Annotated in this window: 21 protein-coding genes; 17 read left to right on the top strand and 4 right to left on the bottom strand. The window is 71.4% G+C overall.

Translation table 11 applies throughout. The annotated features are described in order from the left end of the window. Positions 1 to 25 precede the first annotated feature (25 nt). The 13 genes from arc to I6G21_RS09235 all read left to right on the top strand — a co-directional run bounded on the left by arc (position 26) and on the right by I6G21_RS09235 (position 14940). Positions 26 to 1720 carry a proteasome ATPase gene (arc, locus tag I6G21_RS09295; RefSeq protein ID WP_058731723.1) on the top strand — a complete coding sequence of 565 codons (1695 nt, stop codon included), beginning with the start codon at positions 26 to 28 and terminating at the stop codon, positions 1718 to 1720. Then, positions 1717 to 3303, top strand: coding sequence for a depupylase/deamidase Dop (gene dop / locus I6G21_RS09290; protein ID WP_232238440.1), 1587 nt, complete (start codon positions 1717 to 1719; stop codon positions 3301 to 3303). The genes arc and dop overlap by 4 nt, the downstream gene beginning before the upstream one ends. 36 nt (positions 3304 to 3339) lie before the next feature. Beyond that, positions 3340 to 3540: a ubiquitin-like protein Pup gene (locus tag I6G21_RS09285; protein WP_058731722.1), complete on the top strand. Its 201-nt coding sequence runs from the start codon at positions 3340 to 3342 to the stop codon at positions 3538 to 3540. Positions 3541 to 3545: 5 nt separating this feature from the next. Further along, entirely contained in the window at positions 3546 to 4988 is a 1443-nt protein-coding gene (gene pafA, locus I6G21_RS09280) for a Pup--protein ligase (RefSeq protein ID WP_058731721.1), read from the top strand. Between the two features lie 103 nt (positions 4989 to 5091). Then, positions 5092 to 6078, top strand: a complete 987-nt coding sequence (locus I6G21_RS09275; protein ID WP_058743676.1) for an FKBP-type peptidyl-prolyl cis-trans isomerase — start codon at positions 5092 to 5094, stop codon at positions 6076 to 6078. Positions 6079 to 6111: 33 nt separating this feature from the next. Beyond that, positions 6112 to 6507, top strand: coding sequence for an FKBP-type peptidyl-prolyl cis-trans isomerase (locus I6G21_RS09270; RefSeq protein ID WP_058730879.1), 396 nt, complete (start codon positions 6112 to 6114; stop codon positions 6505 to 6507). A gap of 52 nt (positions 6508 to 6559) precedes the next feature. Then, positions 6560 to 8647 (top strand): helix-turn-helix transcriptional regulator, encoded by a 2088-nt coding sequence (locus I6G21_RS09265; RefSeq protein ID WP_058730878.1) that lies wholly within the window; start codon positions 6560 to 6562, stop codon positions 8645 to 8647. Between the two features lie 73 nt (positions 8648 to 8720). Then, positions 8721 to 9089: a hypothetical protein gene (locus tag I6G21_RS09260; RefSeq protein WP_058730877.1), complete on the top strand. Its 369-nt coding sequence runs from the start codon at positions 8721 to 8723 to the stop codon at positions 9087 to 9089. Beyond that, entirely contained in the window at positions 9082 to 9381 is a 300-nt protein-coding gene (tatA, locus tag I6G21_RS09255) for a Sec-independent protein translocase subunit TatA (RefSeq protein WP_058730876.1), read from the top strand. The genes I6G21_RS09260 and tatA overlap by 8 nt, the downstream gene beginning before the upstream one ends. Positions 9382 to 9390: 9 nt before the next feature. After that, positions 9391 to 10251 (top strand): twin-arginine translocase subunit TatC, encoded by an 861-nt coding sequence (tatC, locus tag I6G21_RS09250; RefSeq protein ID WP_224799497.1) that lies wholly within the window; start codon positions 9391 to 9393, stop codon positions 10249 to 10251. A 72-nt stretch (positions 10252 to 10323) separates the two neighbouring features. After that, positions 10324 to 13194 (top strand): DEAD/DEAH box helicase, encoded by a 2871-nt coding sequence (locus tag I6G21_RS09245; protein WP_081046183.1) that lies wholly within the window; start codon positions 10324 to 10326, stop codon positions 13192 to 13194. Then, complete coding sequence (locus I6G21_RS09240; RefSeq protein WP_129357503.1) at positions 13191 to 14060, top strand: hypothetical protein; 870 nt, start codon at positions 13191 to 13193, stop codon at positions 14058 to 14060. Before I6G21_RS09245 ends, I6G21_RS09240 begins: the two co-directional genes overlap by 4 nt. A gap of 130 nt (positions 14061 to 14190) precedes the next feature. Continuing rightward, the gene (locus I6G21_RS09235; RefSeq protein ID WP_058730885.1) at positions 14191 to 14940 is read left to right on the top strand and encodes a polyprenol monophosphomannose synthase; all 750 of its coding nucleotides are present in this window, start codon (positions 14191 to 14193) and stop codon (positions 14938 to 14940) included. Between the two features lie 168 nt (positions 14941 to 15108). Here the strand turns inward: I6G21_RS09235 and I6G21_RS09230 are convergent, their stop codons facing one another. The 3 genes from I6G21_RS09230 to I6G21_RS09220 all read right to left on the bottom strand — a co-directional run bounded on the left by I6G21_RS09230 (position 15109) and on the right by I6G21_RS09220 (position 17303). Next, complete coding sequence (locus tag I6G21_RS09230; protein WP_058730873.1) at positions 15109 to 15444, bottom strand: RNA polymerase-binding protein RbpA; 336 nt, start codon at positions 15442 to 15444, stop codon at positions 15109 to 15111. Between the two features lie 140 nt (positions 15445 to 15584). Continuing rightward, the gene (locus tag I6G21_RS09225) at positions 15585 to 16760 is read right to left on the bottom strand and encodes an SPFH domain-containing protein (RefSeq protein WP_129357504.1); all 1176 of its coding nucleotides are present in this window, start codon (positions 16758 to 16760) and stop codon (positions 15585 to 15587) included. Positions 16761 to 16823: 63 nt separating this feature from the next. Then, entirely contained in the window at positions 16824 to 17303 is a 480-nt protein-coding gene (locus I6G21_RS09220; protein WP_129357505.1) for an NfeD family protein, read from the bottom strand. Positions 17304 to 17508: 205 nt separating this feature from the next. Between I6G21_RS09220 and I6G21_RS09215 the strand changes: the two genes are divergently transcribed. Then, positions 17509 to 17913 carry a DUF3054 domain-containing protein gene (locus tag I6G21_RS09215; RefSeq protein WP_081046185.1) on the top strand — a complete coding sequence of 135 codons (405 nt, stop codon included), beginning with the start codon at positions 17509 to 17511 and terminating at the stop codon, positions 17911 to 17913. Positions 17914 to 17935: 22 nt separating this feature from the next. On the opposite strand, the gene trpD is transcribed toward I6G21_RS09215, so the two are convergent. Then, on the bottom strand, positions 17936 to 19015 hold the full coding sequence (trpD, locus tag I6G21_RS09210; RefSeq protein ID WP_058730870.1) for an anthranilate phosphoribosyltransferase: 1080 nt from the start codon (positions 19013 to 19015) through the stop codon (positions 17936 to 17938). A gap of 257 nt (positions 19016 to 19272) precedes the next feature. Between trpD and ctaE the strand changes: the two genes are divergently transcribed. The 3 genes from ctaE to qcrA are packed head-to-tail and all read left to right on the top strand — an operon-like array spanning position 19273 to position 21904. Beyond that, positions 19273 to 19911, top strand: coding sequence for an aa3-type cytochrome oxidase subunit III (gene ctaE / locus I6G21_RS09205; protein WP_058730869.1), 639 nt, complete (start codon positions 19273 to 19275; stop codon positions 19909 to 19911). A 54-nt stretch (positions 19912 to 19965) separates the two neighbouring features. After that, on the top strand, positions 19966 to 20757 hold the full coding sequence (gene qcrC / locus I6G21_RS09200; protein WP_058730868.1) for a cytochrome bc1 complex diheme cytochrome c subunit: 792 nt from the start codon (positions 19966 to 19968) through the stop codon (positions 20755 to 20757). A 55-nt stretch (positions 20758 to 20812) separates the two neighbouring features. Beyond that, a complete protein-coding gene (gene qcrA, locus I6G21_RS09195) occupies positions 20813 to 21904 on the top strand; it encodes a cytochrome bc1 complex Rieske iron-sulfur subunit (RefSeq protein WP_061225508.1) in 1092 nt (363 codons plus the stop codon). Position 21905: the final 1 nt, after the last annotated feature.

Below are 21905 nucleotides of genomic sequence, written 5' to 3'. Positions count from 1 at the left end.
GCCCGGTGGTGAGATGCTGAGAGGCATGTCCACCGCCGAGAATCCCCCCGCCGACCGAGAGCGCGAGCGGCTGCGTCGCGAGGCCGCAGGACTGCGCCAGCAGCGGCTGAGCCTGGACCGCGCCCTGCGCGAGGCCATGGCCCGCAACGAGCGGCTCACCGGAACCCTGCGCACCGCCCAGGACGACATCCGCCGGCTGCGCCAGGCCCTGGCCCAGGAGCTCGAGGCCCCGATGAACGAGGCGCTGGTGCTGCGGGTGAACCCGCCGGTGCGCGCGGGGGCGCTGACCCAGGAGGCCGAGACCCCGGCGATCCTGACCCAGGCCAGCCTGGACGTGCTGCTGGGCGGGCGCCGGATGCGGGTGCCGGTCAGCCTCCTGCTGGACCCGGAGCAGCTGCGCCCCGGGATGGTCGTGCTGCTCACCGAGTCCGCGGGGGCCTGCGCGAACCTCGGCTACCGGCTCTCCGGGGAGATCGCCACAGTCCGGGAGATCCTGGACGAGGACCGCCTCGTGGTGGGCACCGGACAGTCCACCCAGGCCGTGGCCCGTCGATCCGGGCTGCTGGCCGAGGTCCCGCTGGGCATCGGCGACGCGGTGGCCTGGGATCCGGCGGCGGGCCTGGCCCTGTGCACCGTGCCCAAGACCGAGGCCGAGGAGCTGGTCCTGGAGGAGACCCCGGAGACGACCTTCGCGGACATCGGGGGGCTCTCCGCGCAGATCGAGCAGATCCGCGACGCCGTCGAGTTGCCGTTCCTGCATCCCGAGCTGTACCGCGAGCACCATCTGAAGGCCCCCAAGGGGATCCTGCTCTACGGCCCGCCCGGCAACGGCAAGACCCTGATCGCCAAGGCCGTGGCCCGCTCCCTGGCCCAGCGGATGGAGGCCGCCGCCGGCGGGGCCGATGTGCGGGGGTATTTCCTCAACGTCAAGGGCCCGGAGCTGCTGGACAAGTTCGTGGGAGAGACCGAGCGCCAGATCCGGGCGATCTTCTCCCGCGCCCGGGACAAGGCCGACGCCGGCAGCCCCGTGGTGATCTTCTTCGACGAGATGGAGTCCCTGTTCCGCACCCGAGGGGCCGGGCGCTCCTCGGACGTGGAGACCACCATCGTCCCGCAGCTGCTCGCCGAGATCGACGGCGTCGAGGCGCTGGATAACGTCATCGTCATCGGGGCCACCAACCGGGAGGACATGATCGATCCGGCCGTGCTGCGCCCCGGCCGCCTGGACGTGAAGGTGCGGGTGGACCGCCCGGACCGGGAGGGCTCGGCCCAGATCCTCGGACTCTACGTGACCACCGAGCTGCCACTGGACGCGCAGGAGGTGCGCGCCCACGGCGGGGACCGGGCGGCCGCCGTCGCGGCGATGATCGAGACCACCGCCGAGGAGATCTTCGCCCGGGACGAGCGGCACCGGTACCTGGACGCGATCCTCGCCGACGGCCACCGGATCCCGGCGCACTGGGGGGATTTCGTCTCCGGGGCGCTGCTGCGCAACGTCGTGGATCGGGCCAAGAAGCACGCGATCAAGGAGTACCTGGAGACCGGGGAGAAGGGCCTGGCCACCCGGCACCTGGTGCGCAGCGCGGCCGAGGAGTTCGCCCAGCAGCGCGACGCCGCCTCCCGGGCGGATGTGGAGGACTGGCTCAAGAGCCTCGGGCACTCCGTGGCCCTGCAGGGGCTGGAGCGGCCCGCGGCGGCGTCGGGGGAGGGGCGCTCGTGATCTTCACCCGGCCCATGGGCTCCGAGACCGAGTTCGGGGTCAGCTGCCCGACGCGCCCCGGCGCCCACGAGACCATCCTGTCCGCGCTGGTCGTCGACTCCTACCCGGATGCGGCCCGGGACGCGGGCTGGGACTACGCCGGGGAGACGCCGCTGCGCGATGCCCGCGGCGGGCGGATGGAGGAGGAGCAGGCCCACCCGAGCCAGCTGACCCACCGCAGCCGGGTGCTCACCAGCCAGGACGTGGCCCGGGAGCTGATCGCCGATTCCCCGCAGGCCGCGGATCCGCGGTTCTGGGAGCGGGCCGCGATGAACCGCGTGCTGCCGGACGGCGCGCGCTTCTACGTGGATCACGCCCACCCGGAGTACTCCGCCCCGGAGACCACCCACCCGTGGGAGGCGCTGGTGCGCGACGCCGCCGGAGACCTCATCGCCGGCCGGGCGGCCCAGGCGGTGCCCGCCCGCTACGGCGCCTCCTGGCCGGATCCGGTGGTGCTGCACAAGAACAACACGGACAACAAAGCTGTGTCCTACGGCTACCACGAGAACTACCTCGTGCCCCGCCGCATCGACTTCTCCCGCATCGCCGCGGTCATGATCCCCTTCCTGGCCACCCGCCCCGTCCTGGCCGGGGCCGGGCGGGCCGGACTCGGGGCGCAGGGCGTGCGCCCCGGCTTCCAGATCAGCCAGCGCGCGGACTTCTTCGAGCGCACCATCGGCCTGGAGACCACCATCCGGCGTCCCCTGGTCAACACCCGGGACGAGCCCCACGCCGATGCCGCCCGGTGGCGGCGCCTGCACGTGATCCCCGGGGACGCCACCCTCTCCCACACCTCCACGCTGCTGAAGTTCGCCTCCACCGCGGCCGTGCTCACCCTCATCGAGCACGACGCAGCCCCGGCCCTGGAGCTGGCCGCCCCCGTGCATGCCATGCAGCTCATCTCCCGGGACCCCTCGCTGACCACCCGCGTGGAGCTGACCGACGGGCGGCGCCTGACGGGTCTGGAGATCCAGCGGATCTACGCAGAGGCCTCCCGCGAGCGCGCGGAGGCCCTGGGCGCTCTGCAGCCGCGGGACGAGGAGATCTTCCGGATCTGGTTCGAGGTGCTGGATGGGCTCGCGCGGGATCCGCTGAGCCAGGCGGATCGCCTGGACTGGGTCGCCAAGTACGCCCTGATCCGCGGTTACGCCCAGCGCGGCATCGACGTCGGGCACCCGAAGGTGCAGGCCCTGGACCTGCAGTACGCGGATCTGCGCGCGGAGCGCAGCCTGTACGCCAAGCTGGTCGCCCTGGGTCGGATGCGCACCCTGGTGCCGCAGGAGCGGATCGAGGAGGCGGTGCGCACGCCCCCGGAGGACACCCGCGCGTGGCTGCGGGGTCGGCTGATCGTCCTCTGGCCGGATCAGGTGCACTCGGCCGGCTGGGAGGTGCTGGCGCTGCGCGACCCGGACACCGATCGGGTGCACCGCTGGGTCGTTGATGACCCGCTGCGCGGGACCCGGGCCGAGACCGAGCACGTGCTGGAGACCTCACCGAGCGCCGTGGCGGCCCTGCGTAGACTCGGGATGCAGACCCTGGGCTGAGCAGGCCCGCGACCCCGGAGGAGAGGACAGATCGAGATGGCGCAGTTCCGCGACGCCGCGCAGCAGCGGCAGACCGAGACCGGTACCGAGACGGACCAGGAGCTGCTGGGCGCCGCGCGCCCGGTGGATCAGCAGCTGGTGAGCGAATCCGATGACATCCTCGACGAGATCGACAGCGTCCTGGAGGAGAACGCCGAGGACTACGTGCGCGGCTTCGTGCAGAAGGGCGGCCAGTAGGCCCCATGCGCAGCAGGATCTTCGGCGTCGAGACCGAGTTCGGCCTCCGCTTCGCCCCGGACGGGCTGGGGCAGCTGGCTCCCGAGGAGGCCGCCCGCGTGCTGTTCCGGCCCGTGGTGGAGTGGGGGCGGTCCTCCAACGTGTTCCTCGGCAACGGCGCGCGGCTGTACCTCGACGTCGGTTCCCACCCGGAGTACGCGACGGCCGAGTGCGCGAGCCTGACCGATCTGGTCCGTCAGGACAAGGCCGGCGAGCGGATCTTCGAGGATCTCGCCGAGCAGGCCGAGGACGCGCTGGCGCTGAGGGACCGTCCGGGCCGGCTGCACCTGTTCAAGAACAACGTGGACTCGGCCGGGAACTCCTACGGCTCGCACGAGAACTACCTGATCTCCCGGCGCGTGGAGTTCCCACGGCTGGTGCGCCACCTGGTGCCGTTCCTGGTGACCCGGCAGCTGGTGGTCGGCGCGGGCCGACTGCATCCCCCGGGCTCCGCGGCCGCCGTGCAGGCCGGCCGGGAGGGCGGGTCCTACTCCTTCTCCCAGCGCGCGGACCACGTCTGGGAGGCGGCCTCCTCGGCGACCACCCGCTCCCGGCCCCTGATCAACACCCGGGACGAGCCGCACGCGGATCCCTCGGCCTACCGGCGCCTGCACGTGATCGTGGGGGACTCCAACATGTCCGAGACCACCCTGCTGGCGCGGGCGGGCATGACGGATCTGATGCTGCGGATGATCGAGCACCGGGTGGGCCTGCCGGATCTGCAGCTGCGCCACCCCGGGCAGGCCCTGCGCGCGGTCTCCCACGACCCCACGGGTGCCGCCGAGGTGGAGCTGGCCGACGGGCGCCGGCTCAGCGGGCTGCAGCTGCAGCGGATCTGCCTGGAGGCCGCCGCGGACTTCCTCGATGCCCAGGGCTCGGACCGCCCGGAGACCGACGTCGTGATGGACCTGTGGGAGCGCACGCTGGAGGCGATCGAGACCCAGGACATCTCCGGGATCGACACGGAGATCGACTGGGCCATCAAGCGCCGGCTGATGGAGCGGGTCTCACGGGGCCACGGCCTGGATCCCGCCGACCCGCGCCTGGCGCAGGTGGACCTGGCCTACCACGACATCAACCGCTCCCGGGGGCTGTTCCACCTCCTGCAGCGGCGGGGCCTGACCCGGCGGTGGGTCACGGAGGAGCAGATCGCCCAGTCCATCGCCGAGGGTCCGCGGACCCGGGCCCGGGTGCGCGGCGGATTCATCCGCGCCGCCCGCGAGGCCGGCCAGGACTTCACGGTCGACTGGGTGCACCTGAAGATCAACCAGCGTCCCGACCTCTCCCACGTGTGCCAGGATCCCTTCGCGGCCAGCGACCCGGCCGTCGAGGAGACCGTGCGCACCCTGGTGGGTCGCCGGGCTCCGGCAGACCCGCCCGAGGATCAGGCCGGCGTCCCGCTGGTCTAGTCCGGCGCAGGGTGCGCCCCGGCGCATGTACTAGAGTCGGGCACGCATCCACCGGTGAGGCACCGCGAAGACCACCGATCCCGTCAGCGAGGAAAGAATCCCAGTGCGCAAACCCCTCAAGCTCTCCGCCGCCGCGGCCATCCTGGCCCTGGCCCTGACCGGCTGCGGCCAGCACGCGATGGACTCCATCGACTACACGGACAAGGGAGCGGACAAGGCCCCCGAGGTCAGCTTCCAGACCCCGTTCAAGGTCGACGACGCGACCACCAAGGTCCTCAAGGAAGGCGACGGCGCCGACGTCGATCCGGGGGACACCGTCATCGTCAACGCCGCGCTGTACAACGGCGAGGACGGCAAGGAGGTGCAGGACACCTACCAGAGCCAGCAGCCGATGACCGTCGTGCTCAACGACGACGTGAAGGACAAGCTGCCCGAGCTCTACGACGCGCTGGTCAACGCCAAGGTCGGCACGACCTTCGCCTTCGCCCAGGCCCCGGATGAGGCGAAGACCGGCTCGAAGGACGCCTCCGTGCTGGAGGTCTACACCGTGTCCGAGAAGATCCTGGACCACGCCGAGGGCGATGAGGTCAAGGACCTGCCCTCCGGGCTGCCCAGCGTGAAGATCGAGGACGACGGCCCGAAGATCACGATCCCGAAGGACACCGAGCAGCCCACCGAGCTGACCGCCCAGAACCTCATCAACGGCTCCGGCACGGAGGTCAAGGCCACGGACACCGTGTTCGTGAAGTACGCCGGGGTGAAGTGGTCCGACGGCAAGCAGTTCGACTCCAACTGGACGAAGGACCCGACCAGCTTCGCCCTGGACCAGGTCATCGCCGGATGGAAGGACGGGCTGAAGGGCAAGCACGTCGGGGATCGGGTGGAGCTGGTGGTCCCGGCGGACCAGGCCTACGGCACCGACGAGGAGGTCAAGGGCACGAAGAACCCGGGCGGGGCCCTGGTCTTCGTGGTGGACATCCTCGGCACCCAGCCCACCCCGAAGCAGACCACACCCTCCCCGAGCCCCTCCGGACAGGCCTCCTCGGCCCCCGCCTCGGCGGCTCCTTCGGCCTCGGCCGAGAGCAAGTGAGCATCCCACCCCGACGACGATAAGGAGCATCCCATGTCCTTCGGCCAGCGCACCCTGGATCGAACCAAGCCCGAGATCGACTTCCCCGAGGGCCCGGCGCCCACCGAGCTGGTGGTCACCGACCTCATCGAAGGCGCCGGGCAGGCCGCGCAGCGCGGCGACACCGTCAGCTGCCACTACGTCGGCGTCACCTTCTCCGGCGGGGAGGAGTTCGACGCCTCCTGGAACCGCGGGGAGCCGCTGCGATTCACCGTGGGCGTCGGGCAGGTCATCGAAGGGTGGGACCAGGGCCTGCTCGGGATGCGGGTGGGCGGACGCCGCCGCCTGGAGATCCCGGCGCAGCAGGCCTACGGTGAGCGCGGGGCCGGCGGGGTGATCGGACCGAACGAGGCGCTGATCTTCGTCGTCGATCTGGTCGACGCCCGCTGAGCGGCACCGCCGTCGTGGGGCACAGATCCGCCGCGCGCCAGAGGCGGCGCCGATGAGCAGCACCGTGCCGGCCGGGGTCTCCGAGCGTCTGCTGGCCCTGTACGCCTTCCTGATCACCCGGGAGCTTCCCGCGGACCGAGCCAGGATCCGCGAGGCCATCCAGGACTACCGGCAGGCCCCGAGCGAGGAGGCCTTCGAGCGCAGCTTCGAGCGGGACAAGGCGGCCCTGCGCGCCGTCGGTCTCCCCCTGCGCACTGTGCACCGAGCCGATGGCCCGGCCTACGTCCTGGATCAGGACGGGCTGTGGCTGCCCCGGCTGAGTCTCAGCGCACGCCAGCGGCTCTTCCTGGGCCTCGCCTCCCGACTGTGGGAGGAACCGGAGCTGGTGCGCGAGGGCGACCAGGCCCTGCGCCGCCTCCGGGTGCTGACCCCCGAGGCCGCTTCGGACCGAGAGGCCGAGGCCGAGCTCCCCGGGCCCGCGGAGTCCGGGCCGGTGACCGACATCCCCGATGAAGACCCGGTGACCACGGCGCGCCTGGATCGCCTCGAGGTGCGGCTGAGCTCCGCCCCGGGGCTGGACCAGGTGCTGGATGCCCTGGCGCTGGGCGAGGACCTGCGCTTCACCTACCGCGGCGCCCTGGAACTGACCGGGCGGGAGCGACGGATGCGCCCGTGGGGCCTGGGCCAGCGCTTCGGGCACTGGTACGTCCACGGCTGGGATCCGCAGCGGCGGGCGCCCCGGCTGTTCCGGCTCTCGCGCATGGCCCAGCTGCGGAGGGCCCCCGCCCAGGGGCGGTCCGTCCCGACGGACCTGGACCTGTCGGCCGTGCTGGACGGCATCACCGAGGTCTCCGGGCCTCGTGCCGTGCTGCGCGCACCGGCCGCCCTCGCTCCGCTGGTGCGGGACTGGATCGAGGAGGGCCTGGCGCTGCGGGCGGATCCGGAGACCCCGATCACACCGGAGGACGGGGTTCCTGTGCGGATCCTCGACGTGCTGGAGCTGGCTCGCTGCCTGGCCGAAGCCGACGGCGCCGTCACCGTGGAGTCCCCGGAGCTGGGAACACGAGGCCTGGAGGCGGTGCGAACCCGGGCCCGACATCTGGTGGACGCGGCGCAGGACCGACGCGAGCTGATCCGCCGGGCCCGGGCGGAGGGCCGGGTACGCACCCGCCCGGTCCGCCGCAGCCCGGAGCGGGAGAGCCGCTACGCCCGGTTCGCCCGCCTGGCTGATCTGATCGTGCGCCTGTCCGAGGTCCCGGGGGCGGAGGTCTCGCAGCTGGCCGAGGAGTTCGGGGTGGATCGCCGCAGGATCGTGAAGGACCTGGAGATCCTGGCCGACGCGGGCGACGCCGTGGGGGACGGTGCCGACCTGCGGGTCGAAGCGCACGAGGACGACGTGCGCCTGAGCCTGAGCACCCGCCTGGCCGGCCCGGTGCGCCTGGGGCCCCAGCAGACCCTGCGACTGCTGCTGGGCACCCGCCTGCTGGCCGAGCTGCTGCCCGACCACGACGCCGAGCTCGGCGAGCTCGCCCTGATGCTCGCCCGCACGCTGCCGCGCCCGGACGAGGCGGCCGCCCCCGTACCGGCCCTGTCCGTGCGTCTGGAGGAGGACCTCAGTCGGCTCGCCGGACGCCTGCGGGAGGCCGCCCGCACGGGGGGACGGGTCCGGCTGGATTACCGCTCCCGGGGCGATGACCGACCGCGGGAGCGGCTGCTCCAGCCCCTGGCGGTCGAATCCCGGCGAGGCATCTGGTACCTGCGGGCCCGAGACCTCGCCCGGGATCAGGAGCGCACCTACCGGCTGGACGCGGTGCACGGCGTGCACGACGCCGGCCCCGGCCGGCCCGGGGAGCCGGATCTCCCGGCCACGGAGCCGGAGGAAGCGCGGGCCCGGGTGCGGACGGGCGCAGCGGCGCAGGCGAGCATGCTGCTGTGGGTGCACCCCGACGTCGAGGCCGACGCGGCCCGGGAGCTGGGCGCGATCCGTGAGGCCGAGGTCCTCGCCCCGGCGGACCTGGCCCGGGCCGGGCTCTGGCGCATCCCCGTGCGCGATCCCGACCAGCTGCGCCGGGTCCTGCGCCGCCACGGCGGGCAGATGGCGGCCTGGGAGCAGATCCCCGACGTCACACCCGCCACCTGAGCCGCCCCGGAAGCGGGTATCCGGTGCTCGCCGCTGCGGTCCCGGCGCCCCTCGTCTGCGTATACTGGGGCCCATGCCGTGGTGGTTCTGGGTCCTGCTCTGGGCCGTGCTCGCGCTGACGGGCCTCGCCGTGCTCGCGATCCTGACGCTGCGCACCGGACGCCGAGCCCTGGCCGCGCTGGAAGCCGTCTCCGAGCTCGGCGAGGACATGACCCGCCGCTGGGAGCAGGGCTCCGCGGCGGTCGCACGTCACATCCGCCGGACCCCGGTGCCCGGTATCCTGGTTCCGTTGGATCAGGCGCGGCGGGAGTACCTGACCGGGCGGGAGGCACGTCGGGACCGCTTGGCCGCCCGCCGCATCGCCCGTCGTGACCGCCGAGGCCAGCCGCAGCGCGTGGATGACCTGCGCCGCGGCGCACAGAAAGGAAACAACCATGGGTAACCTCTTCCACAGCCCCACGCACCTGCTCATCCTCCTCGTGGTCCTGCTGCTGCTGTTCGGGGCGCCCAAGCTGCCCGGCATGGCCCGCAGCCTGGGCCAGTCCATGCGCATCTTCAAGTCGGAGGTCTCCGAGATGCGCAACGACAAGAAACCCGCTTCCGGCCAGTCCACCACCGTGGTCAACGGCGAGGTCGTCAAGGACGGGTCCGCCTCCTCCGGCGAAGGCTCCACCGCGGCCGACCAGTCCCGCGCCGAGCAGACCAGCACCGGCTCGGATTCCACCCGCAGCTGACCGGGAGCCATGGCACGTACCCAGAGGGCGGACCGCCCGCGCCGTCGCAAGCGCACGCCCGGCGCCCAGATGGAGCTGCGCGAGCACCTGAGGGAGTTCCGCAACCGTCTGATCAAATCCGCCGTCGCGACCCTGGCCGGCATGGTCGGAGGGTTCTTCCTCTACGACCCGGCGATGCAGGCCATCCAGGCGCCCCTGCACCAGATCGCGCAGGATCCCTCCCGCAACATCTCCATCAACTACTCCGCGGTCGGGTCCCCCTTCGACCTCATGGTGCAGGTCTCCCTGACCATCGGCGTCATCCTGGCCTCCCCGGTGTGGCTCTACCAGCTGTGGGCGTACATCCTGCCGGCTCTGCACCGGAAGGAGAAGGCCTACGCCCTGGTGTTCTTCTGCAGCTCCGTCCTGCTGTTCCTGGGCGGAGTGGTCATCGCGTGGCTGTGCATGCCGGCGGCGGTCATCGCCCTGACCATCTTCACGCCGGAGGGCGGGGACAACTTCATCGACGCCAAGACCTACATCGCCTTCGTGCTGCGCCTGCTGCTGGCCTTCGGCGTGGCCTTCGTGCTGCCGGTCGTGCTGGTGGGGCTGAACATGATGGGGCTGATCCGGGGCCGCACCATCCTGAAGTCCTGGCGCTGGGTCGTGGTGCTGGTGGCCCTGCTCGCCGCGATCGCGGCTCCCGGCTCGGACGTGCTGACCATGTTCTACCTCATGGCCCCGCTGCTGATCCTGTTCTTCCTGGCCATCGGCCTGTGCCTGTGGGGGGACCGACGACGGGACCGCAGGGCCGCCGCCGCGCTGGACGATGCCGGCGTCGGATCGGATGCGGCCACCCCGGAGGATCAGCTGCGCACCCTGGGCCGCTGAACCTGTCTCGGGGCTGTCCGCCGCCCGCCGAATCCCGGATGAGCCGCACAGCTCCGCCGATAGGATGGGTATATGCCCAGCTACGCCGACCAGTACCTCGCCGCCCGGGACCGCTCCTCCTTCGCCAAGACCCCGCTGGGGCGCTTCGCCGCCGGACTGGACTTCGAGCTGGATGACTTCCAGCTGCAGGCCTGCCGCGCCGTCGAGGACGGTGAAGGGGTGCTCGTGGCGGCGCCGACCGGGGCCGGGAAGACCGTCGTCGGCGAGTTCGCGGTGCATCTGGCCCGCGCCGAGGGCGCCAAGGCGTTCTACACGACCCCCATCAAGGCGCTGAGCAACCAGAAGTACCAGGACCTGGTGCGGGTGCACGGCGCGGACCGCGTCGGCCTGCTCACCGGGGACGTGTCGGTCAACACCGAGGCGCCGATCCTCGTGATGACCACCGAGGTGCTGCGCAACATGCTCTACGCCGGCGCCCCGACGCTGCGGGGCCTGCGCTACGTGGTCATGGACGAGGTGCACTACCTCGCCGACCGCTTCCGCGGGGCCGTGTGGGAGGAGGTCATCATCCACCTGCCGGCCTCGGTCAGCGTCATCTCCCTGTCCGCGACCATCTCCAACGCCGAGGAGTTCGGGCAGTGGCTGGACGCCGTGCGCGGCTCCACACGCGTGGTGGTCTCCGAGCACCGGCCCGTGCCGCTGTGGCAGCACGTCATGGTCGGCTCGCGGTTGTTCGACCTGTTCTCCGGGGACACCACGATCGCCCAGGCCGCGGACATCGTGCGCGATCGCGGGGCCGACCAGGTGAGGGTCAACCCGGACCTGCTGCAGGCCACCTCCCACCGCACAGGTCCCCGGCGCGGGCGCCGCGGCGGGCAGCGACCCCGCACCCCGCGGACCCGCCGGGCCCCGCGCCCGGTGGTGCTGCAGGAGATGGATCGGGAGGGTCTGCTGCCCTCGATCGTGTTCATCTTCTCCCGAGCCGCCTGCGACGACGCCGTGCGCCAGTGCATCGACGCCGATCTGCGCCTGACCGACGACCGCCAGGCCCGGCTCATCCGGGCCTACCTCGCGGAGGCCACGGTCGGGGTGCCGCTGAAGGATCTGCGCGTGCTGGGATACGACACCTGGCGGGAGGGCCTGACCCGCGGCATCGCCGCCCACCACGCGGGGATGCTCCCGCTGTTCAAGGAGATCGTGGAGCAGCTGTTCTCCCAGGGGCTGGTCAAGGCCGTGTTCGCGACCGAGACCCTGGCCCTGGGCATCAACATGCCGGCCCGCTCCGTCGTGCTGGAGAAGCTCACCAAGTTCAACGGCGAACGCCACGTGGACATCTCACCGGGGGAGTACACCCAGCTGACCGGGCGGGCCGGGCGGCGCGGCATCGACGTCGAGGGCCACGCCGTGGTGCTGTGGAACGACGGGATGGACGCCAAGTCCATCGCCGGGCTGGCCTCCCGCCGAACCTATCCCCTCTACTCGAGCTTCAAGCCCACGTACAACATGTCCGTGAACCTGCTGGATCGCTTCGGGGTCGAGCGGACGATGACCATTCTGGAGTCCTCCTTCGCCCAGTTCCAGGCGGATCGCTCCGTGGTCAGCCAGGCCGCGAAGGTCCGCCGCCAGGAGCAGGCCCTCGCCGGGTACGAGGAGTCCATGACCTGCCACCTCGGGGACTACGCGGAATATGCGGACCTGAAGTACAGGTTGAATCAGCTGGAGAAGAAGTCCACCCGGGACCGCCGCTTCGCCCGCCGGGCCGTCGCCGCGGACGACCTGCGGCTGCTGCAGCCCGGGGACATCCTCGAGGTCCCCCATGGGAAGCACGCCGGGCACGCCGTCGTGATCGCCCGGCCTCAGGAGGCCCGGGACGTGCAGGTGGGGGTGGTCACCGAGGCCGCTCAGCTGCGTCAGCTGCGTCCGGAGGACTTCGCGGGTGCTGTGCGCCCGGTCTCCCGGGCCAAGATGCCCAAGGGTTTCGCCCCCCGCAGCGCTCAGGAGCGCCGGGATATGGCCTCGCGCATGTTCGCCGCCCTGCGCGAGCACAAACCGCCCCGCTCGATCTCCGGGGCGCGGGAGGCCGACTTCGATCCGGCCCGGGACACCCGCCGGGAGGAGATCGATCGACTGCGCACCGCGGTGGAGTCCCACCCGTGCCACGGCTGCTCCCACCGCGAGGAGCACGCCCGCTGGTTCAACCGGTGGGTGCGCCTGCGCCGGGAGACCGACGCCCTGCGCCGGGAGATCGACTCCCGCACGAGCACCATCGCCCACCGGTTCCAGCGCATCACCGACCTGCTCACCGACTACGGCTACGTCGAGCGCGGCGGCGAGCGCGAGGAGCTGAGACTGACCCCGCTGGCGGCGCCGCTGCGCCGGATCTACGGGGAGCGGGACCTACTGACCAGCCTTGCCCTGAGCGACGGGGTCTTCGACGATCTGGACCCGGCGGCCCTGGCCGCGGCCGTGACCGCCGTCGTGCATGAGGGCAAGCGCGAGGCCACGGAGTTCCTCGGCCGGTATCCCGCGGGCCTGGGGGAGCGGATGGCCCAGCTGCGCCGGCTCTGGCAGCGGCTGACCGAGGCCGAGCGGCACCACCGCCTGCCCGAGACCCCCGCGCCGGACGTCGGGCTGATGTGGTCCATGCACCGCTGGGCCCGGGGGGACAGCCTCGCGCAGTCCCTGGAGAACTCCGGGCTGGCGGCCGGGGACTTCGTACGCGCCGCGAAGCAGGTCATCGACGCGCTGGATCAGCTCGGACACGCCCGCGCAGAGGATCCCGACTGGCGCACCCTGTGCGAGGCCGCCGCGGCCCGCGTGCGCCGCGGCGTCGTGCTGCACGAGCTGGACCCGCAGGCGCGCACCCCCGATGAGGCCGCGGCGCAGGAGCCCCGCGCGCAGGCACCGCGCGGGGAGGAACCGATCGAGGAGGAGCGGCGATGAGCGCGCAGCAGCAGATACGAACGGCCGATCGGAGCGCGGCGACGGTGATCTACCGGAACGGCTCCGTGTACTCGCCGGTCGATCCCTTCGCCACCGCGCTGCTGGTCCAGGACGGCCGGATCCGCTGGGTCGGGCAGGAAGCCGGGGCCGACTCCCTCACGGACGCGCACGTGCACACCGTGGACCTGGACGGCCTGCTGCTGACCCCCAGCTTCGCGGCCGCCGGACCGGAGCCCTCGGAAGAGCGGGGCTGGCTGGACCTGCGGCGGGCCGGCGTGCACGCGGTCCTGGATCCGCAGCGCGGGTGGGTGGACGCCGCCGGTCAGCGCAGCCCGCTTCCCGCGCGCGTGCGGCGCCTGGGCCCGCAGGGATCCCTGGATCCGGCGCAGGCCGAGCAGGCGGAGGGCGATCCGCTGCTCGTGCTGGCCCCGGAGGACGCACCGGAGCCGGGCGGATGGATCGACGTGGCCCGGGCGGGCCTGAGCGCCGGGCGACCCCTGGGCGTGGCCGAGGTCCTCGAACCCGGAACGGCCCCGCGGCCGTGGCGGCTCACGCTGGCGGCCCTGCGCCTTGAGCAGCAGGGCCCCGGGATCTCCACCCGCGGCTGCTTCGGGCTGCAGACCCGCGGGGTGCGTCGGGTCTGCGGCGTCGACGGACCCTTCGGCGGCCAGCTCGTGCCGGAGGCCCCCGCGGATCTCATCGGGTGGCGCACGGAGGCGCTCATGGTGCAGACCGCCGATGAGAGGATCGCCGCATGGAGCACGGATCCCCGAGCCCGCACCCCGCTGCTGCCCGCGCTGGGGCCGGATGTCCCGCTCCCGCAGGCCCGCCTCTCCCTGATCGGCACCTCGGAGCTGACCTGGTGAGAGGCCCGTCGGACGGGGTGCCCGGTCGCTGGGTCGGTGCGGGGAAGGGCTGGCCGATATACTGGCCAGCGACCCGAGACTATGCTCGCCGCGCGCCCTGGGACGCGGCGATGAGGAGTGCCCTGTGCGACTGAAGACCCTGACCGTGATCCCCACGTATGACGAACGGGAGGCGCTGCCGGTGGTGGTGCGTCGCCTGCGCGCCGCGCAGCCGCAGGTGCACATCCTGGTGGTCGATGACAACAGCCCCGACGGCACGGGACAGCTGGCCGATGAGATCGCGGCCGCCGATGAGCACGTGCACGTCCTGCACCGGCAGGGTAAGGCCGGCCTCGGCGCGGCCTATCTGGCCGGCTTCCGCTGGGGCCTGGAGCGGGACTACGACGTGCTGGTGGAGATGGACGCGGACTGCTCGCACCAGCCCGAGCAGCTGGGCCGCCTGCTGGAGGCCGTGGAGCGGGGCGCGGATCTGGCCATCGGCTCCCGGTACGTCCCGGGCGGCGAGACCGAGAACTGGCCGTGGTACCGGCAGGCGCTCTCCCGCGGCGCGAATGTGTACACCCAGGTGATGCTGGGCACCGGGGTCAAGGACATCACCGCCGGCTACCGGGCTTTCCGACGGACCACCCTGGAGCGGATCGACCTGGACGGCGTCGAATCCGTGGGCTACTGCTTCCAGGTGGATCTGGGGTGGCGAGCGGAGCTGGCCGGGATGCGCGTGGTGGAGGTGCCCATCACCTTCGTCGAGCGCGAGGTGGGCAACTCCAAGATGGATTCCGGGGTCATCCTGGAGTCCATGACGAAGGTGGCCCGGTGGGGCCTGAGTGCGCGGGCCGCAACCTTGGGCCGCCGCGTGCGCCAGCTGTTCTCCCGAGCCTGAGCAGCCCAGGCGGCAGGGGAGTAAGCCGGCGCCGTCGGGCCCGTTCCCACAGCATGAGAAAGGCCCCCGCGCACCCGTGAAGGGTGGGCGGGGGCCTTTCGCCGCCCTCAGCGCTCCGCGGTCGCACCGTCTGCGGCGCAAGGAGCGCGGCGTGGGTCTTCCGGCGCCTCAGACGGCGTGGCGCTCCCGGTAGTACTCGAGGCGCTGCTGGAGGGTCTGCTCCAGCTCCTCCATGCTGCGCCGCTCCAGCAGCATGTCCCAGTGCGTGCGCACGGGCTTCTCGTGGGAGGCGTCCGGCTTGGACCCGTCCACCAGCACGGCCTCCTTGCCCGACTTGGCGGTCCAGGTCGGGGGGATCTCCGCCTCGGCGGCGAAGATCACGAAGACCCGCTCGCCGTCCTCGGTGCGGTACTCCACCCGCTGGCGCGGGGCCGGCTCCACACCGGCTTCGGTCTCCATGGACTGAGAGCCCAGGCGCATGCCCCGGAGGCTGCGATCGCTCATCGGTGATCCCTTCGCATGTCTCGTCCCGGTCTCCGGCTCGCGAGCCGGGGACGCGCTTTTCTGTCAGCCTACAACCGGACGGACCGGCCCGTTATTCCCCGGGATGCCCGGTTCATCCTGGGCCGACCCGCACCGGCGGTTCAGGAGCGGGCGGGTCCCTCGTCGGGCTCGGCGCCGGCCTCGGGTTCGGCTGCGGTGCCGGAGGCGGGGGTGCGGGGGAAGGGATCCGCCGCGGACGCCGGGGCCTCCGGGTCGATGCTGGAGGGCGGCATCTCGAATTCGTCGGGATCCACGCTGGTGCGCGTGGGATCCGCGGTGAGGTCCTCATCGGTGATGCGAAGCTCTGGACTGTCCACGATCGGCTCGTCCTCCGGTTCAGGCTCCGGGGCGGGCTCCTGCTCGTCCGTCCCGCCGAAGGGGGAGAGGGGATCGTCGGGGGCGCCGTCGCCGAAGGCCTTGCCGATCCCGCGCAGGGCGTCGCCGAGCTCGGTCGGCACGAACCACAGCTTGTTCGCGCTGCCCTTGGCCAGCTTCGGCAGGGTCTGCAGGTACTGATAGCTGAGCAGCTTCTGGGTCGGCTTGGCCCGGTGGATCGCGGTGAACACCTTGTGCACGGCCTGGGCCTCGCCGTCGGCGCGCAGGATCGCGGCCTTCGCGTCGCCTTCGGCGGAGAGGATCGCGGCCTGGCGCTCACCCTCCGCGGTGAGGATCTGCGACTGCTTCTCGCCCTCGGCCGTCAGGATCGCGGCGCGCCGATCCCGCTCGGCGCGCATCTGCTTCTCCATCGAATCCTGGATGGAGGCCGGCGGGGTGATCTCCTTGATGTCCACGCGGGACACGCGCAGCCCCCAGCGCCCGGTGGTCGAGTCCAGGACCCCGCGCAGCTCCGCGTTGATCTGATCGCGGGAGGTCAGGGTCTGCTCCAGGTTCAGCCCGCCGACGACGTTGCGCAGGGTCGCGCTGGTCAGCTCGTCCACGGCGTGGATGTAGTTGGTGATCTCGTAGGTGGCCGCCTGCGGATCGGTGACCTGGAAGTAAACGACGGTGTCGATGCCGACCACGAGGTTGTCCTCGGTGATCACGGACTGCGACGGGAAGGAGACCACCTGCTCGCGCAGGTCGATCAGGGGCAGCACCCGGTCGATGAACGGCACCGTGAAGTGCAGGCCGGGATTCAGCGTGGTGTGGTACTTGCCCAGGCGCTCGACGATCCCGGCGCGCGCCTGGGGGATGATGCGCACGGCCTTGAACAGCACGACCGCGACGAACAGGATGAGCAGGGCGAGCAGGATCAGGCCTGCGGTTCCGCCGTTCATGGTTTCTCCTCGGGGGTCAGGGAGGGGACGCGGCCCCGCCGGTGATGATGGGTGCAGTGGGGATCAGTGGGCGGAGACGGAGGGGTCGCCGGCCTCGACGTCGGGCTCGACCACCGCGGTCGCCCCGTCGATGCGCACGACCCGCCCGAAGGCGCCGGTGTCCAGGCTCAGTCCGCCGGCGCTGCGCGCAGTCCAGACGTCGCCCTCCAGGCGCACCAGCCCCTGGAGGCCGGTGACCCGCTCCAGGGCCTGCACGGGCCTGCCCACCAGGGCCTCGGCATTGTTTCGGGTCTCCGGGGTGTTGCGGTTCAGCCGCCGGACCATCGACGGGCGCACCAGGCCGAGCAGGGCCAGGGACACGGCGGCGAAGACGAGCACCTGGATCGGCCAGGACCCGGTGGCCACGGCGGTCACCGCGGCGGCCGCCGCGCCGCCGGCCATCATCAGGCAGACGAACTCCAGCGAGAACATCTCGATCACGCCGAGCACCAGCACGACTAGCAGCCACAGGGCCCAGGGATTCTGTGCTAACCAGTCGAACATGGCGGGTGGGTTCCTCTCCGGTGGCGATGTCGGCTCGTGCACACCATCCTGCCGAGTCCGGGCGCGCAGGGCCACCTCATCCGCGGGATCCCAGCGCACCAGAAAACGCCGATAATCTACATTATGTAAAGTAGAGCGCGGAGCGCCCCTCCTCCGGCGGCGGCGGATGCGGCTCGAAACGAGGTCCCCGGTAGATTCGGAGATCATGAGCTCTCGGCATCCCCGCACCACCGCATCATCCTCCGACGCCGCGCCGACGCGGGCGGTGTGGCCCGTTCTGACGGCCGACGTTCTCGCTGTCGTGGTGTTCGCCGGCCTCGGCAGGCTCTCGCACGGCGAAGATCTGCTGGGCACCCCGGTGACGGCTTGGCCGTTCCTCGTCGGCCTGGCCGTCACCTGGCTGGTCTGCCGCGCCTGGCGCGCCCCGGGCGGGCTCTGGCCCACCGGGATCGTCGTGTGGCTGGGCACGGTGCTGCTCGGCATGGTGCTGCGCCGCCTCGTCGGTGAGGGCACACACTGGAGCTTCGTCGTCGTGACCCTGATCGTCACCGGGATCTTCCTGCTCGGGCACCGTGCGCTGGGGCGGCTGCTCGCCCGCCGTTGCCCCTGAGGACATCCGGCAGAGGTCAACCTCAAGCTGAGGTTGTGTCTTCGTCGAGCTCTCCATCGGTCAGGAACCGGATCCAGCGCTCCAGCAACCGCTGCGCGGCCCCCGAATCCAGGGCCCGCTGCGCGCGCGGAATCGCCTCGACGATCCGCTCGGCCAGCGGGCGGCCGACGTCCGCCCGGCGCGCCACGAGCCCGGCGGCGGCGTTGAGCACGACGGTGTCCCGGATGGGACCCGGCTCCCCCGCCAGCACCCGGCGGATCACCTCCGCATTGTGCGCGGCGTCCCGGCCGGTGATGTCCTCCAGGGTGTTTCCGGGCAGGTCCACGTCCGCCGGCTCCAGGCGCACCCGCTGGATCTGCCCGTCCGCAGTCTCCCAGATCTCGTTGGGCCCGATCAGGCTGAGCTCATCGAGGTTCCGGGCGCCGGTGAAGACGAGGGCGCGGTCCCCGCGGCGGGCGAAGACCTCCGCCATGAGCGGAGCCATCCTCGGGTCCGCGACGCCGATCACCGAGGAGCGCACCCGGGCGGGGTTGGCCAGCGGCCCCAGCACGTTGAACACGGTCGGGACGCCGAGGGCGCGGCGCACCGGGGCGATGTGGCGCATCGCCGGGTGGTAGGTGTTGGCGAACAGGAAGCTGAATCCGACGGCGTCGGCGGCCGCCTCGATCCGCTCCTGGGGGGCATCCAGGGGCGCCCCGAGGCGCTCCAGGGCATCCGCGGAGCCGGTCGCGGAGGTCGAGGCGCGGTTGCCGTGCTTGACCACCTTCTCCCCCGCGCCGGCGATCGTCAGGGCCGCCATCGTCGAGATGTTCACCGTGTTGTGCCGGTCCCCGCCCGTGCCCACGATGTCCACGGCCTCCCGTGAGCCGGCATAGGGCCGGGCCATGGCGAGCATGGTTTCGGCCAGGCCCCGCAGCTCGGCGGCCGTCTCCCCCTTGGTGCGCAGCCCGACCAGGAATCCGGCCACGACCACGGGGTCCGCACTCCCGCTCATCATCTCGCGCATGGCCCAGGCGGCCTGCTCCTCGGTGAGGTCCTCCCGCCGTTCGATGGCGAGGAGGAGCTGCGTCCAGCTGGTTCCGGTGCTCTGCTGCGTCGTCATGCCTTAAAGACTAGGAGAACACGCGCGCAGGGTGCGCCGCCACCCTGGGGAGCATCCGCACGTGTTCTGGGAGTCTGCTGGGAACCGCTCCCCTGCCCTTGCCATCCGCGCCGGTACGGGTTACGTGATCTTTACGATGGTCGGCGGCCGGAAACACGCGGGATTCGGCGGGCCGCAGGCCCTGTGAGGGACACGCCGAGGGGTCGACATGGGCGCGCCTGTTGGTGGCCTGTGAGTTTTACCGACATAATGTCTGTGTGACAACTGCATCCCATACCCCCAGTCAGTCGGCGGCACCGACCCTGAACCGGCCCAACATCGTGTCCGTAGGCACGGTGGTGTGGCTGGCCAGCGAGCTGATGTTCTTCGCCGGCCTGTTCGCCATGTACTTCACGCTGCGTGCCACCTCGCCGGAGATCTGGGCGGAGGACACGAAGCTGCTGGACGTGCCCCTGGCCTTCGGCAACACCGTGGTCCTGGTGCTCAGCTCCGTGACCTGCCAGTTCGGCGTGTTCAAGGCGGAGCAGCTCAAGGCCCGCCGCACCGGCTCGATCTTCCAGATCGGCCAGTGGGGCATGGTCGAGTGGTTCTTCCTGACCTTCATCATGGGCGCCGTGTTCGTGAGCCTGCAGGCCATGGAGTACGCGACCCTGGTGCAGGAGGGCGTGACCATCGCCGCCAACGCCTACGGCTCGGCCTTCTACATCACCACCGGATTCCACGCGCTGCACGTGACCGCTGGGCTCATCGCGTTCCTGTTCATCATCGGACGGGCGCTGGTGGCCAAGCGATTCGGGCACTACGAGGCCACCTCCGCGATCGTCGTGTCCTACTACTGGCACTTCGTCGACGTCGTGTGGATCGTCCTGTTCGCCGTCGTCTACTTCCTGAAGTAGCACCGTCCCGCGGGCTCCCCCACGTACTCACTCACACACCGAAGGATCATTGACGTGAAGGCACTTTCCCAGAAGCGGCGTCACCCGCTGGCGGCCGTCGTCCTCCTGGCCATCGCCCTGGTGCTCACCGGCGGTCTATACGCAGTTGCCACCGCCTCCAACCAGGCCCAGGCTGACACCGCCGCGTACACCAGCCAGGACATCGAGCAGGGTGAGAAGCTGTTCAGCGCCAACTGCGCCACCTGCCACGGCACCGAGGCCGCCGGCACCGATGCGGGCCCGTCGCTGATCGGCGTGGGCGCTGCCGCCGTCGACTTCCAGATCGGCACCGGGCGCATGCCGCTGGAGATGCAGGGGGTGCAGGCCCAGGTCAAGCCCGGCCAGTTCAACGACGAGCAGATCAAGCAGCTCGCCGCCTACGTGGCCTCCCTCGGCGCGGGCCCGGGGGTGCCCGACGACGAGGACGTGGACGTGTCCAAGGGCGACGCCGCCAACGGCGCCAAGGTCTTCCTGGCCAACTGCGCCATGTGCCACAACGCGGCCGGCGCCGGTGGTGCGCTGACCCGCGGCAAGTGGGCCCCGACCCTGATGGGCGTCTCCGAGAAGCACATCTGGGAGGCCATGGAGACCGGCCCGCAGAACATGCCGGTGTTCAACGACGCGAACATCACCCCCGAGGAGAAGCGCGACGTCATCACCTACCTGAAGTCCCTGGAGACCAACACGACCCCCGGCGGCTTCGCGCTGGGCTCCCTGGGCCCCGTCTCCGAGGGCCTGTTCATCTGGACCATCGGGCTGGGCATCGTCATCGCCTTCACCGTCTGGCTGACCTCCCGCTCCGCCTGAGCGGACAGGCCGCGCTCACACACAAGAATTCGTACCTAGGAAGATAGAGGAACACATGGGCAACCATCGTGACGCAGCACCGGAGAGCTCCGGCGCCGTCGCTACCTCCGATCAGCACCGCGAGGGCTCGTTCCCCGATCCGGGGCTTCCCCACCACCGTCCGCGCCTGACGGATGTGGATCCGAAGGCCGCCAAGAAGGCCGAGCACCGCGTCTCCTGGCTGTTCGTGCTCTCGATGCTGGGCTCGCTGCTGTTCTTCGTGGGCTTCTTCGGGGTCCGCGTGGACGGCGACATCTACGACGTCATGGATCCCGATCCCACCGCGCGGCTGCGCCTGCAGAACCTGCTGCTGGGGCTGGGCATCTCCTTCGCGATGTTCGGCATCGGCGTCGGGATCGTGCAGTGGGCCCGCAGCCTGATGCCCGATCACGAGATGGTCGAGATGCGCCACGAGATCTCCGCCGAGCCCGACCGGGCCGAGGCCCAGGAGATCGTGGAGACCATCATCGAGGAGTCCGGGGTCAAGCGCCGCCCGCTGCTGCGCAACACCCTGATCGGCGCCGTGATCCTCGCGCCGCTGACCTTCGTGACCCTGTTCCGCGAGCTCGGCCCCATCAACCCCGGCGTGCTCAAGCAGACCCTGTGGGGCGAGGGCGTGCGCCTGGTCCGGGACCCCTCCGGGACCCCCATCCGCGCCGCGGACGTGACCATCGGCTCCGCCTACCACGTGCTGCCGGAGAACATCCTCGGGATCTCCCACCAGGACGGCTACCTGGAGGAGAAGGCCAAGGCCGTCGTCCTGCTGATGCGCATGAAGCCCGAGGAGATGCACGTCTCCAAGGGCCGCGAGGACTGGAACGTGGACGGCATCGTCGCCTACTCCAAGGTCTGCACGCACGTCGGGTGCCCCATCGCCCTGTACGAGCAGCGCACCCACCACCTGCTGTGCCCCTGCCACCAGTCCACCTTCGACGCCTCCCACGAGTGCGAGGTCATCTTCGGCCCCGCCGCGCACGCCCTGCCCCAGCTGCCCATCCGGGTCAACGCCGAGGGCTACCTGGAGGCGCGCAGCGACTTCCACGAGCCCGTCGGCCCGGCCTACTGGGAGCGCGGCAAGCAGAAAAAAGAAATGGCGAGTGAGGCCTGAT

Origin of the sequence: Rothia kristinae, assembly GCF_016028855.1 — a bacterium.
Lineage (GTDB): Bacteria > Actinomycetota > Actinomycetes > Actinomycetales > Micrococcaceae > Rothia > Rothia kristinae.
Note: the sequence above shows the minus strand (reverse complement) of the source record. Positions and strands in the feature narration are given on the sequence as shown.

What these genes read in the sequence shown, in the direction of transcription:
- I6G21_RS09285 (WP_058731722.1), top strand. Translation starts at nt 3,340, where the DNA reads ATGGCGCAGTTCCGCGACGCCGCGCAGCAGCGGCAGACCGAGACCGGT.
- qcrA (WP_061225508.1), top strand. Translation starts at nt 20,813, where the DNA reads ATGGGCAACCATCGTGACGCAGCACCGGAGAGCTCCGGCGCCGTCGCT.
- I6G21_RS09215 (WP_081046185.1), top strand. Translation starts at nt 17,509, where the DNA reads ATGAGCTCTCGGCATCCCCGCACCACCGCATCATCCTCCGACGCCGCG.
- I6G21_RS09230 (WP_058730873.1), bottom strand. Translation starts at nt 15,444, where the DNA reads ATGAGCGATCGCAGCCTCCGGGGCATGCGCCTGGGCTCTCAGTCCATG.
- I6G21_RS09260 (WP_058730877.1), top strand. Translation starts at nt 8,721, where the DNA reads ATGCCGTGGTGGTTCTGGGTCCTGCTCTGGGCCGTGCTCGCGCTGACG.
- I6G21_RS09245 (WP_081046183.1), top strand. Translation starts at nt 10,324, where the DNA reads ATGCCCAGCTACGCCGACCAGTACCTCGCCGCCCGGGACCGCTCCTCC.
- pafA (WP_058731721.1), top strand. Translation starts at nt 3,546, where the DNA reads ATGCGCAGCAGGATCTTCGGCGTCGAGACCGAGTTCGGCCTCCGCTTC.
- I6G21_RS09225 (WP_129357504.1), bottom strand. Translation starts at nt 16,760, where the DNA reads ATGAACGGCGGAACCGCAGGCCTGATCCTGCTCGCCCTGCTCATCCTG.
- I6G21_RS09220 (WP_129357505.1), bottom strand. Translation starts at nt 17,303, where the DNA reads ATGTTCGACTGGTTAGCACAGAATCCCTGGGCCCTGTGGCTGCTAGTC.
- I6G21_RS09265 (WP_058730878.1), top strand. Translation starts at nt 6,560, where the DNA reads ATGAGCAGCACCGTGCCGGCCGGGGTCTCCGAGCGTCTGCTGGCCCTG.
- trpD (WP_058730870.1), bottom strand. Translation starts at nt 19,015, where the DNA reads ATGACGACGCAGCAGAGCACCGGAACCAGCTGGACGCAGCTCCTCCTC.
- I6G21_RS09240 (WP_129357503.1), top strand. Translation starts at nt 13,191, where the DNA reads ATGAGCGCGCAGCAGCAGATACGAACGGCCGATCGGAGCGCGGCGACG.
- tatA (WP_058730876.1), top strand. Translation starts at nt 9,082, where the DNA reads ATGGGTAACCTCTTCCACAGCCCCACGCACCTGCTCATCCTCCTCGTG.
- I6G21_RS09270 (WP_058730879.1), top strand. Translation starts at nt 6,112, where the DNA reads ATGTCCTTCGGCCAGCGCACCCTGGATCGAACCAAGCCCGAGATCGAC.
- tatC (WP_224799497.1), top strand. Translation starts at nt 9,391, where the DNA reads ATGGCACGTACCCAGAGGGCGGACCGCCCGCGCCGTCGCAAGCGCACG.
- arc (WP_058731723.1), top strand. Translation starts at nt 26, where the DNA reads ATGTCCACCGCCGAGAATCCCCCCGCCGACCGAGAGCGCGAGCGGCTG.